This window comes from Streptomyces sp. NPDC079020 (assembly GCF_044542225.1).
In the GTDB taxonomy this organism is placed as follows: domain Bacteria; phylum Actinomycetota; class Actinomycetes; order Streptomycetales; family Streptomycetaceae; genus Streptomyces.
The window spans coordinates 249,937-261,931 of the sequence record NZ_JBITUB010000009.1; the positions used below are offsets into that span (position 1 = coordinate 249,937).

At 70.3% G+C, this 11,995-nt stretch carries 8 protein-coding genes; 1 reads left to right on the forward strand and 7 read right to left on the reverse strand.

Annotated elements, in window-relative coordinates:
• Positions 1–97: 97 nt before the first annotated feature.
• The 6 genes from ACIGJO_RS20935 to ACIGJO_RS20960 form a co-directional block, all read right to left on the reverse strand.
• Positions 98–3,739, reverse strand: coding sequence for a LamG domain-containing protein (locus ACIGJO_RS20935; RefSeq protein ID WP_399960109.1), 3,642 nt, complete (start codon positions 3,737–3,739; stop codon positions 98–100).
• A 23-nt stretch (positions 3,740–3,762) separates the two neighbouring features.
• Positions 3,763–5,277: an FG-GAP repeat domain-containing protein gene (locus ACIGJO_RS20940; RefSeq protein WP_399960111.1), complete on the reverse strand. Its 1,515-nt coding sequence runs from the start codon at positions 5,275–5,277 to the stop codon at positions 3,763–3,765.
• Between the two features lie 91 nt (positions 5,278–5,368).
• Complete coding sequence (locus tag ACIGJO_RS20945) at positions 5,369–6,940, reverse strand: VCBS repeat-containing protein (protein WP_399960113.1); 1,572 nt, start codon at positions 6,938–6,940, stop codon at positions 5,369–5,371.
• A gap of 481 nt (positions 6,941–7,421) precedes the next feature.
• Positions 7,422–7,850, reverse strand: a complete 429-nt coding sequence (locus ACIGJO_RS20950) for a pyridoxamine 5'-phosphate oxidase family protein (protein WP_399960116.1) — start codon at positions 7,848–7,850, stop codon at positions 7,422–7,424.
• Between the two features lie 320 nt (positions 7,851–8,170).
• Positions 8,171–8,920: an NPP1 family protein gene (locus ACIGJO_RS20955; RefSeq protein ID WP_399960118.1), complete on the reverse strand. Its 750-nt coding sequence runs from the start codon at positions 8,918–8,920 to the stop codon at positions 8,171–8,173.
• Between the two features lie 464 nt (positions 8,921–9,384).
• Positions 9,385–10,038: a TetR/AcrR family transcriptional regulator gene (locus ACIGJO_RS20960; RefSeq protein WP_399960120.1), complete on the reverse strand. Its 654-nt coding sequence runs from the start codon at positions 10,036–10,038 to the stop codon at positions 9,385–9,387.
• Positions 10,039–10,209: 171 nt separating this feature from the next.
• On the opposite strand from ACIGJO_RS20960, the gene ACIGJO_RS20965 reads away from it, so the two are divergent.
• Entirely contained in the window at positions 10,210–11,244 is a 1,035-nt protein-coding gene (locus ACIGJO_RS20965) for a medium chain dehydrogenase/reductase family protein (protein WP_399960122.1), read from the forward strand.
• 54 nt (positions 11,245–11,298) lie between these two features.
• Here ACIGJO_RS20965 and ACIGJO_RS20970 read toward each other — a convergent pair whose 3' ends face one another.
• Positions 11,299–11,949 carry an SGNH/GDSL hydrolase family protein gene (locus ACIGJO_RS20970; RefSeq protein ID WP_399960124.1) on the reverse strand — a complete coding sequence of 217 codons (651 nt, stop codon included), beginning with the start codon at positions 11,947–11,949 and terminating at the stop codon, positions 11,299–11,301.
• Positions 11,950–11,995: the final 46 nt, after the last annotated feature.

Sequence of the window (11,995 nt, forward strand, 5' to 3'; positions counted from 1 at the left end):
AATGTCATCACGTGTCTCCACACGTAGGAGAGGAAGGGTGGGAAATGCAGCCGGGTGTGCCGGTCCCGGTCCGGGACCGGCACACCCGGAGTGCGGATCACATGTCGGGCAGGGCCATCGGATTGGCGAGCTGCTGGATCGCGGTCCTGTCGGCCGCGCCGCTGTAGACACGGACCTCGTCGATCGCACCCGCGAAGTACTCGCTGCCGCCGCCGAGGGCCGAACGGCCCACCTGGAGACCGCCGGTGGCACCCCACAGGGTGTCGTCGGCGCCGTGCGCGACATCGGCGAGCATGCCGTTCACGTACAGCCGGATCTCGTTGGCGAAGGCGTCGTAGACGACCGCCAGGTGCTGACCGGCCATGTCGGTGTCCGGCAGTTCCTGGTCGTCGTGGAAGACCTTCTGGGCGGCTGTCGCCGAGTCACTGGTGGCGACGGCGAGTTCCCACATGGAGGGGGTCTCGGCGTCGGCTCCGGGCCGGTAGCGGACGGCGAGGCGGTTCGCCGCGCTGCCGGGCAGCGAGAGCACCGTCTGGGCCTTCTCCGGGTCCAGTGTGGTGAGCTGGGTGCGTGCCGTCACCGTGAAGCTCGACGCTCCGGTGACCGGGGAGGTGGCGGTGGACGCGTAGTCCCCGGCGCCGTCCAGGAGCAGGTGGCCGGCCCCGACCATGGGGAACGGGTCGGGCGACAGCGGGTCGGTCGGCGCGAGGATGATCTTCGCGTCGCCCGCGAGGGCGAGCGGCTGACCGCCGCCGGTCTCCGCGGCCTTGCGGCCCGCCTCCGCGTCGAGCTGCCAGTAGCCCTGGCGGCTCGGGCGCACGGTCATCAGCTCGGCGACCTGTGCCGCGGGCAGTACCCGGTCGAAGACCCGGACCTCGGCGACGTCACCGGTGAAGTGGTCCCGGTAGCCGCTCTTGGCCGTGGTGCGGCCGATCTGGAGCGGGCCGTACGACTTCCACACGGAACGGCGCTGCGAGACGCCCTTGGAGTCCTTGTTGATGTACAGCCGGAGTTCCGACTTGGCCGCGTCGTACACGCCGGTCAGCAGCACCCACTGGTCCTTGACCACGGTGATGCCGGTGGAAACGGCCTTCCACTTGCCGAGCGAGTCGACGTCGGTGACGGGTACGGAGAACGCCCAGGTGCCCGCGGTGTGGTCGTAGCCCAGGGTGAAGCCGGGCTCGCCGGTTCCGTCCTGGCTGACGACCGCCATGTCGCGGTCCAGGGCGGTCGGGCGGACCCAGGCGCTGACGCTGAAGCTCTCCGAGGAGTCCAGCACCGTCTCGTTGACGTCGGCGTAGGAGTCCGCGGTGCCGTCGAAGCGGGCCGCCGCGTCGACCTTGCCGCCGGGGCCCTCGACACCGAAGGTGACGCCGCTGCCGGTGTCCGCGGAGAACACACCCGTCTCGTCATGGGCCTGGCCGCTGCCGGGCTCGTCGGCGAGGTTCCACTGGGCGGCGACGGGTGCGCCGTCGGTCACGAGGAACTCGTAGTGCGCCTTGGTACTGGGGTTCTCGGCCTTGTCGACCGCGATGACGTCCACCCAGTGCCGGCCGGCGCGGGTCGGCATCCAGGTCACGGTCGCGGGCCCGCCGGGCTTGGAGGCGTTGACGGTGGTGGCCGGGGTGGCCGTGCCGTCGAACGCGTACCGGTACTTCACGACGTCGGTGTCCGGCACCGAGTCGTTCGGGTTCGGCGAGAAGGTGAAGGAGCCGTAGGTGCCGACGCCGTCGTGGTAGACGGTGTCGGACGGGTACTCCTTGGAGAGCACGTTCGGCTTGCCCGGCAGTGTCTTGTCGTACATGAACTCGCAGCGGACCGTGGTGCCGTCATAGCTCCACGGGCCGTAGCCGTCCCCGTCGTAGGCCCGGGCGCTCCAGTAGATGACGGTGTTCTGCGGGATCGTGGACTTCACCGTGTGGGTGAATCTGGTGCTGGAGGTCGGTGCGAGCCAGGAGGGGGTGAGGTAGGTGTACGACTTCGCCTCCTTGCTCACCGGGTCCGTCCAGTCCACCTTGAACTCGACCTTGACCTTGTCGGTCTGGCCGTTGCCGTGGTCGGGGTCGCTCGCCACGGCCTGGAGCTGGGGCGGGACCTCGGCGTACGGACGCCCGGCGCCCGAGGTGCACACACCGCCCGGGTTCTGGGACAGCGTGGTGATCTTGCGCGGCAGGTTGTTGTAGCTGATCGACAGGTACGCGTTGCCGCAGATCCGCTTCCACTCGGGGAACCGGCTCTCGTCGGTGGCCCGCAGGCCCAGCGTCATCGAGGACCAGCCCTCGCTCGCCGCCGTCCTCACCTCGGTGGTGAGCTCACCGGAGGAGCCGCCCTCGAAGTGCAGGTTGGCCTGGCTCGAACAGCTCGTCGGCGAGATGGCCTTGTCGACGGTGCCGATGTGATCGGTCCAGTCGTCCGAGGTGTTGGACCAGTTGCTGGAGGAGGTGATGCTGTAGTTCTTGCCGCCGATGCGGTAGAGCCGGATCGGCTCCGCGGTCGGGGACGCGCTGTAGATGTGGGCGACCCGGGCGGAGAACGTCGCGCCGAGGATCTGCTTGCCCTTGTAGAACGACATCGGCATGGTGAACAGCAGCCGGCGTACGCCGACCCCGTTGCAGGACACCGGGTTGTAGTCGGTGGGGCACTTGCCGACACCGGCACTGTCGGAGTACTTCCAGTCCTGCTCGCTCGGCATGCCCGACATCACACCGGTCCACGCGGTACGCGAAGTGGTGCGCTGGATCGGGTCGATGACGACCGGGAAGACGGTGTCCTTCGAGGTGAGCAGCTTCCGGTCGGGGACGAGCGAGAGCTTGCCCCCGCCCACCTCCATGCCCAGGGGCGCGGTCCGGCCGCCGCCGCCGGGGCCGTCGAGCGCGGGCTCGGGCGCCACGGAAGGGGCCGGGGTCCCGGCCGCGGAGGCCTGGGCGAGCGCCTTGGAGACGGCCTGCGGCCCCCTCTTCCTCGCCTCGGCCTCCTTGACGGCGGCCGAGTCCCACATGACCGGCCTGCCGGACTCGAAGACGGTGCCGCCCACTGCGGCGTCCTCGGCCTTGAGAGCACCGGAGGCGTCCTGGCCGACCTTGAGACCGTGGGTGTTCAGCCCGAGGTCCAGCTTGGCGAGCCTCGGATCGGCGGCGGCCTCCGGTGTCCTGACGACCAGGAGATGTCCGAAGCCGTCCGACTCCGCCCGTACGGTGAGATCGACGCCGGGCAGCGCGTCCTTGTACGTGGCGCTCCCGCCGTCGAGTTCCGGAGCGGGCAGCTTCCCGTACGGCCAGGTCAGGGAGAGCTCGCGGCCCGCCTGCCGCATCGTGACGAACGGCTTGCCCGCCTCACCGCTGGAGAAGGACAGGGCCACGGCCGTGGCCCTGGGCACCACGGTGCCGTCCGCGCGCCGCACCAGGGTCGTGTCGATGTCGACCCAGCTGCCGTCCTGGAAGGTGCGGATGGGATCGGTGTACTCGCGGGCGGTGAAGGTTCCGTCGGGCTCGGCGTAGATCTCCCGGCGCGCGCCGCGCATGCCGAGGACCTCGACCTCCTTGCCGCTCTTCCTGGCGGCGGCGAGCGCCTGCTGTTCGGTCTGTACGGGCTTGTCGGAAGCGACGGTCTCCCGTTCGGGCCGCCCGCGCTCGGCGGGGGCTTCCGGCAGCGCGTTGAAGCCACCGGTCAGTACGGCTCCCGCCACCAGCGCGGCGAGGGCGCCACGCAGCACGGGGCCGCGTGCTGTTCTTCTGGACATGCGTCCGTTCTCCATGTCGTTCATCAGCGTGCCACCGCTCCGAAAGCGACGTCACCTGCGGGAATGCCGTTCTCGCCGGGCTTGAAGGTCTGTCTGGGGGCGCCGCCCGACGCCACGTTCCAGTCGAAGGCGTGCACCGCGTGGCCCGCCGCGGGGCCGTAGGGCATGCCCACGTACAGCCCGGACGGGGTCGCCGCGAGGCTCATTCCGGCGAGCTGCCGGGGCGCGGGCTCTCCGGGTATGCCCCAGCCCGGGTCGATCCAGGCGTCGGAGGCACCCGGGGCGCCGACGAGCGGGAAGATCTGTACCCCGCCCTTCTCCTGGTGCTCCTCGGAGGACTCCTCACCCGGCACGCCGACCGCCAGCCGGGTGGTGGTGGCCGAAGCCACCGTGTTGGGCGAGGTGTTGACCGCGGCGAGGCGCTGTCCGAAGAAGTCGCCCGGTTCGGTCTCCTCCTCGGCGTTGGCCGAGTTCTGGTCGATCCAGTTGACCTCGGTGAAGCTCCCGGAGGCGGTGATACGGAAGACCTGGACGGCCCCCGCGTCGACCGTGGTGGCCAGGTCCTCGCCCGGAATGCCCACCGCCAGAAGGGACTCCGTGGTCGAGGTGGCGCCGGCGGGCCGGTGGGGGACCATGGCCAGCGCAGTGCCGAAGGCGTCTCCCGCCTCCTCGGCACCCAGGATCGCGTCCTGGTCCTGCGCCAGTCCGACCAGCGGTTTGGGCAGTCCGGAGACGAGGGTGTGGCTGAAGACCGCGACCCCTCCGGCGAACGGCACCGTACCGATCGCCTCCCCCGGTGTGCCGACGGCGAAGTGCGTGGGCGTGGCCGCGAACGACGCGCCGAAGCGGTCGTCCACCTCGGGGTCGCCGGGAACCGCGCCGGCGGTGGTGGTGCCCTGGTTGATGCCGACCGCGGTCGCCGCGTCGGCGGAGATGTAGTAGAAGACGCCCATGTCCTCGACCGTGCCGATGGCCTCACCGGGAGCGCCGATCAGCAGGTACGAGGTGCCTGCGGCGGTCTTGCCGCCGGCCAGCGCGTAGCCGGTCCAGTCGCCGTCCTCCGCACCGCCGCCGAGGGAGGCGGTGGAGCCCTGGTGGTGCTCCTTGACGGCCTTGCCCCCGCCGAGTCCGGCCGGGGAGCCGTAGACGATCTGGACCAGGCCCGCGTCGGGGACGACGTCCAGGTCCTCGTACGGAATCCCGACGGCCAGATCGGCGCATCCGTCGGCGTTGGCGTCATAGGCGGCCAGGGCGAAGCCGTACTGGTCACCCGGCTCGGCGGCGCCCGGAACTCCGGCGGTTTCCTGCGAAAGGGCCAGGTTTCCCTTGCCGCCGCCGTAGACGATGTGGACGAGACCCGCCCGCGGCACACCGTTGACCGTGGCCTCGGGGTCGGCGATCGCCGTGTCCGCGATGCCGTCCCCGTTGAAGTCGGAGTCCACGCCCGAGCAGCCGGCGGCCAGTGCCGCGGCGGGCGGCGCGAGGGGTGCTCCGGGGCCGAACCCGAACGCCATGGCGGCCAGGGTGACCGTGCTCACCCACAGGGCTGTGGGTCTTCGTGGCGCACGCCGCGGCGCGCGCACAGGTGTTCTCACTGAAGTGGTTCCTCTCCCTGTCGTTCCCGCGCGATCAGCGCGCGGAGGTCCCGAATGCGACGTTCTCCGGCGGGATTCCGCCTTCACCGGGCTTCCAGCTCTGTGCGGGCGCACCGCCGTCCGGCGTGTTCCAGGCGAAGGCGTGCACGGCCCGCGACGCGGCCGGCCCGTAGGGAACGCCCACATAGAGCGAGTCCGGGGCGGCGCCGAGGCCCATGCCGGTGAGCATGCGGGGCGCGCGGGCTGCCGGAATGCCGTTGCCGGGCGAGATCCAGCTGTCGGAGTCGCCGGGTGCGCCGAGCAGCGAGAAGAGCTGCACTCCACCCTCCTCCGGGTACTCCTCGGTGGATTCCTCGCCCGGTACGCCCACGGCGAAGCGCATGGTCGCCGCGGTGCTGACGACGTTGGTCGCCGTATTCACGGCGGCGATCCGCTGCCCGAAGAAGTCACCGGCCTCCGCCTCGCCCGCGACATCGGGCAGGTTCTGGTCGACCCAGTTCAGGAGCTGGACGGTGCCGTCCGCCTTCATGTGGTACGTGTGCACGGCTCCGGCGTCGACGGTGGTGGACAGGTCCTCGCCGGGCACACCCACGGCGAGCACGGCGTCGGTCGTCGTCGCGGCACCGGCGGGCCGGTAGGGGGCCATCGCCAGTGCGGAGCCGTACTGGTCCCCGGCCTGCGCGGCGGTGTCCGCGGAGCCGCTGCGCCCCTGTCCCATGCCGAAAACGGGAGCCGGGATTCCGTTGGTGTTGACCGAGGAGCGGAACGCGATGACACCGCCTGCGAACTCGATGTTCTTTCCGGAGGAGTTGACCAGGGACTCGCCGGGGGCACCGACGACGAAGTACCGGTCGGTGGCGGCGATCGTCGCGCCGAAGCGGTCGTTCGGCTCGGGATCCTCCCAGACTCCGGTGGAGTCCTGGGCGACATGCGCGACGTCGTAGTTGATGCCGTAGACGTAGTGGAACATGCCCATGTCGGCCCCTTCCCCGCCGTCCTCACCGGGGGCGCCGATGACCAGGAAAGGGATGCCGGTCGCGGACTTCCCGGCGGCGACGGCGTAGCCGACCCAGTCCTCGGCCTCGTAGCCGCCGCCGAGCTTTCCGTCGGAGCCCTGGCGGAAGCCGTAGGTGCCGAGCGTGCCGGCGGCCATGCCGGCCGGTGAGCCGTAGACCAGTTGGACGAGCCCGGCGTCCTTGACCGTCGAGTCGACCAGATTGATGTCCTCGAACGGGATACCGACGGCGATGTCGCTGCAGCCGTCGAGGTTGGCGTCGTACACGGCGAAGGAGAACCCGAACTGGTCACCGGTCTCGGCGCTGTCGGAGACGCCCGCGGAGTCCTGCGACAGTTCGGCGGTGCCCTTTCCGCCGCCGTAGACGATGTGCACGAGACCGGCCCGTGCCTTGCCCGAGACGGTGGCCTCCGGGTCGGTGATGACGGCGTCGCGGATGCCGTCGCCGTTGAAGTCGGACTGGGCTCCCGCGCATCCCTCGGCGAGCGGCGCCCGCGGCACGGCCGCCGCTCCCTGCACCGTCGCGGACAGGACCGCCGCGAGAACGAACGCGACGGCCCCCCGCCCGGCGCGCCTGCTGACAAGCGACATCTCTCTCCCACCCCGCACTTTTCGCGCCGGGCCCAGGAGCCGGCGAGATCTCTGACAACAGATCAGGGCAGCGCCGGTCACATGCCGTTCGACACCCTCGCCCTCGTACAGAAGTGCGGGAAAGGCGAAGACGCAGTGAAGATCGAAAAGGACATGACGGCACACGGCACGCCGAACATCCTGGTTTGAGTGACTCTCCCCCTGCGCCCCTCCGCCGACAAGCCCCACCCTGCGACCACGAGAAGCGGAGCCGAACTATTCCACGAGGCTCTGACCTGGACAAGAACGCAAGTCCGACATGATCCACTGCGCGGCAAACACGAGTTGGTCACATGTGCCACACACTCGCGTCACGGTGTGCAGGCCCGCTCGCCACCGGGCCGCGACGGGGCTCCCGCCGCTCACGCGAGCCGGGAAACGACAGGGCCGCCCCCCGGGCCCCGCCGGCGATCGGCGGGAAGGGGACGGCCCGTGCGAGAAATCAGACCTGGCCGAGATCCGAGCTGAGCCAGTGCTCCGGCCGCATCCGGATCACCACCTGCTCGCCGTGGTTCTTCGAGGCGAACTCGACGTATCCGGGGACCTTCTCCGCGGGGAGATAGCGCGCCGAGACCACTTCCAGGTCATTGAGCGTCGCCGCGCGGGTCTCGATGACGGGGCCCTCGACGGAGACATAACGGATCGTCGGCTCCGTCCGGTCCACCAGCAGCGAGAACCGGCCCGCCGCTCCGATCAGTTCGGCCTTGCGCGAGGTGCGGCCGGTCAGGATCACGAGGTCACCGCCCGGCTCGTACCGGTACCAGATGGGCACGTTGAGCGGGGCCCGGTCGCCGTCCGCCGCCGCTACGGCCAGTGCGGCGATATGGGGTTCGGCGAGGAACCGTTCGCGCTCTTCACGTGTGAGGGGCACAGCGCTCTCCTTCGTCGGGGGTACGGGAGCTGCCCAGTGTGCCCGGCGGCCGGGCACGAGCCACGCAGCCTCGCCCACGGCAACGGCGTGACATCGACCCTTCACGGCCCTTCGCGAGCAGCCCGAGAAGCGGCTTCCCGGCACCGGCCGCCTGTCGGCGCCGGGGTTGCCTGTGAGGCGTTGGGGCCGCCGGTCAGGTATGGGGCCAGCCGCTTGTCATGCGTTGGGGCCGCTCGTCAGGAGTTGGGCGGTCGCTTGTCACGCGTTGGGGTCACTCGTCACGCGTTGGGGTCGCTCGTCACGAGTTGGGCGGTCGCTCGTCACGCGTTGGGGTCGAAGGGGATGCCGACGGGCTTCGCCTTGGCCAGGTGGTAGGCGAAGTTGCCGTCCTTGAGACCGAAGACGGCACTGCCGAAGTCGGCCTGCGACAGCTTGTCCCGCAGGCCCTCGGGATAGCCGTTCCAGCCGACCAGCCGGGGGAACTGCCATGCGCGGTGGTGGTTCTCCGGTGGTTCGTCGCCGGAGCCGGCGGGCCGGAAACAGTGCGTGCTCACACCGTCCTTGTGGTAAACGATCTTGGGATGGGTGCCGTCCCAGCGGATCCGCTCACTGCCGTGGATGCCGAAGTCGCCGTGGGCGGAGGTGGAGACGTACCGGGCCTCGTTGTCCTTCACCCACACCACGACATGCTCCCAGTCGTGTCGGTGCCCGCCGAGGCCACTGCCCGCCACGGCCTGGTCCTTCTCGAAGTAGAGGCCGTACATGATGGCGCACCAGCCGTTGTTGCACTTGTACCGCGCGTATCCGTTGGTGTTGTCCAGGTCCTCCGCGTCGTGGCAACTGCCGTTGACGGCCCCTGTGGTGTTGAGACCGGGAGCGATGGTTCCGTCGGTGCCGATGGCGGGTGTGGAATAGCAGCCGTCGCCGTCGTAGTCGTAGGCGGGCTGGAAGGTCTGCTCCAGCGCGTCCGCGTTCGCGGGCAGGGCGGTGGGCGGGGCGGCGAGAGCACTGCCCGCCGAAGCCATGACCAGGACCACGGCGGCACCGAGGACGAGTGAGGCTCGGCGCATACGTGCAACTCCACCTCGGCGCACGCCTGCTCTGTTCTGCACTGCTTCCTCCAGGTCGGACCGCGTCGGGCGACAGGGGCGCAATGGGCATGCCCATGACAACGATGGCGAAACCTCGTGACCTCGTCCGGCACTGCCGGCGGCGGACGACGGAAGGCCGGCCAACACCGGGGACCGGCGGGCGGGTTCGGACGGGAGTCTCCCCTGTACGGCGACGGCCCGGCCCCGATCGGCGACGGCTGACTCCCCCGGCCCCTACGACGCTCCGGGCTCCCGGGCTCTCGGAGGTTCCCGCGGTTCTTCCGAAGTGAGCGAGCGGCGTCACGGGGACAGCCGTACGGGCATGAACGCACGAATGCGCCTTCCCAGGCATGGCGCCATGGGAGCGGCGCGGCAGACGCGGCCGCCAGGCAGGGAGGGCAGGGCCCCCCGCCGCTCAGTGGGGAGGGCCGAGCACTTCCGCCTCAGTCGGGGAGCAGCGCGTCCACCTCGGCCACGAAGAGCAGTTCCACGTCCAGGTCCATTCCGTCGAAGTGGCCCGCGAGCTCCAGGGAGAGCAGGCCGTGGAGGCGAGTCCAGAAGGACAGGGCCCGGCGCAGTTCCGCGGGCCGGGCTGCCGGGTGACCGGCGGCCCAGTGGCGGTGCTCCTCCAGATACGCGTCGAGATTTCCCGCAGCGGCGGCCGGGGGCTCCCCCGGACCGGCGGCGACACTCGCGTCCAGCAGCACCGACATGATCTCCGACGAGATCGCTGTGGTGTCCTGCGGCGCGTGATACCCGGGCACCGGAGTGCCGTACACGAGGAAGTAGCGCTGCGGGTCCTCAAGGGCCCAGCCGCGCAGCGCCCGCGCCAGCCCCGGGAGATCACGGGGGCCGGCGCTCCGGACGGTGTCGGCGAGGCTCCGGTAGGCGTCCCGGATGAGTGCGGTGATCAGCTCGTCCCGGCTGGCGAAGTACCGGTACAGGGCCGGTCCGCTCATACCCATCCGCTTGGCGATCGCGTTGAGGGACAGCGCCGACGCGCCGGCGCCCGCGATCTGCTCCCGGGCCAGCTGCTTGACCTCCGCGCGCACCTGCTCCCGATACCGCTCGCGGGGGGTCGCCGAAGTCCCGGCCATGGTTGCCACCTCTCACTTCTCATCATCACGCCAGCAGCCGGTTAGAGGCTATCAATACCGGCACAACTGCTCACGATCAACCCTTCACCCCTACTTGACATCGACGCTACGGCGACTCACTCTAGTTATAGCTTCTAACGAGCATGAGAAAGCATCACTGCGGAGGTCGGGATGAACACTGTCGAGCGCGTCGAGGTCGTGCTGCCGGGCAAGGTCGAGCCGGAGGGACTGGAGATCCGCTACGGGCAGCCGGTTCCGGTGCCTGACGCGGGGCAGGCCCTGATCGGGATGGAGGCGACCGGGGTGTCCTTCGCCGAGCAGCAGATGCGCCGCGGCCGCTACTACGACCAGCCGCCGTTCCCCTTCGTCCCCGGGTATGACCTGGTCGGCACTGTGCTGGCGGTCGGTGAGGGCGTCGGCCGTGACCTGCTGGGCAAGCGGGTGGCCGCCATGACCAAGACCGGCGGCTGGGCCAGCCATGTGGTGGTCGACGCCGACGACGCGGTCGAGGTGCCGGAGGGCGTGAGCCCCGCGGAGGCCGAGACCGCGGTCGTCAACGGCATCACCGCCTGGCAGATGCTGCACCGCAAGGCGCGGGTGCGTGCCGGTCACACGGTCCTTGTCCACGGCGCCAACGGCGGAGTCGGTTCGATACTCGTCCAACTGGCGCTCGCCGCCGGCGCCGAGGTCATCGGCACGGCCTCCGCCCGTCACCACGACGCACTGCGCGCGCTGGGGGTGACCCCCGTCGACTATCGCGGCGCCGATGTTCCCGCTCGTGTGAGGGAGCTGGCCCCCGGCGGCGTGGACGCCGTGTTCGATCATGTCGGCGGCCGCAGTGTCACGCACTCCTGGCGCCTCCTCGCCCCCGGCGGCACCGTCGTCTCCTACGGCAGCGCGTCCACCCGCGACGACGAGGGATCGGGACTGTGGCCCGTACTCCGGCTCCTGGGCCGGGTATGGCTGTGGAACTGGCTGCCCAACGGACGTCATGCGTACTTCTTCAATGTCTGGGCCGGCCGCACCCTCTCCAGGAACCGCTTCCGGGCCCGGCTGCGCACCGATCTGACCCAGGTGTTCGCGGCGTTGCAGCGCGGCGAGATAGCGGCCCGGGTCGCCGCCGAGATACCCCTGGCCCGCGCCTGCGAAGCGATGCGCCTGGCGGAGTCGGGCACGGTCGCCGGAAAGGTGGTGCTCGTTCCGTAGACCTGTCCCCGCCCGCCTCCGCCTGCCTTTCGCCTTTCGCCTTTCGTCTTTCGCCTACGCGCCTGGGTGCGGGTCGGCCGCGGGGTCGACCTCGGCGAACCAGGCATCGGCGATCAGTCTGTGGCCGAGGGGCGTCGGATGGACCCCGTCCGGGGCCAGCTCAGCCGTCTCTCTCTCCTCCGCGGCACGGCTCATCTCGAGATCCGCGCGAACCACCTGGGCCTCGTGGGCCAGCGCGGCCCGGAGAACGGCGTCGGTACGGGGCGACAAGTCCTCGAACCACTCCCGCTGTTCCGAGGAGACCGGGAGCAGGAAGGGGGTGATGACGACGAGCCGGGCGGACAGCAGCCGCGCGGTGTCCGCGAGGAGGCTGCCCAGACAGGCCTCGAACTCGTCGACCGGGCTGAGAAGTCCCTGGTCGTAGCGCCGCCAGGTGTCGTTGACACCGATCTTCACCGTGACCGTCGTGGGCCGGTGATCGATGACGTCGGCGGTCCAGCGGGATGCGAGGTCGTACACGCGGTTTCCGTTGAGGCCCTTGTTGATGACGGTGGGGCCTGGGCCGGGCCCCCGCCGGGCACGCAGCGTCTGCGCGATCTCCCGGACGTATCCATTGCCGAGCGATGCGGAATCCGAACGGTCGCGGCCCGCGTCGGTGATGGAGTCGCCGATGAACAGGAGCGTGTCCTGCTCCGTGATGTGCATGTCTAGCCTCCTGGCACAGGGGTGGCGGGATGAAAGGTGCTCGTCG

Bases quoted from the DNA above. Each gene is read 5' to 3' on its own strand.
- ACIGJO_RS20960 (WP_399960120.1), bottom strand. From the start codon at position 10,038: ATGGCCGGGACTTCGGCGACCCCCCGCGAGCGGTATCGGGAGCAGGTG.
- ACIGJO_RS20955 (WP_399960118.1), bottom strand. From the start codon at position 8,920: ATGCGCCGAGCCTCACTCGTCCTCGGTGCCGCCGTGGTCCTGGTCATG.
- ACIGJO_RS20970 (WP_399960124.1), bottom strand. From the start codon at position 11,949: ATGCACATCACGGAGCAGGACACGCTCCTGTTCATCGGCGACTCCATC.
- ACIGJO_RS20965 (WP_399960122.1), top strand. From the start codon at position 10,210: ATGAACACTGTCGAGCGCGTCGAGGTCGTGCTGCCGGGCAAGGTCGAG.
- ACIGJO_RS20945 (WP_399960113.1), bottom strand. From the start codon at position 6,940: ATGTCGCTTGTCAGCAGGCGCGCCGGGCGGGGGGCCGTCGCGTTCGTT.
- ACIGJO_RS20935 (WP_399960109.1), bottom strand. From the start codon at position 3,739: ATGTCCAGAAGAACAGCACGCGGCCCCGTGCTGCGTGGCGCCCTCGCC.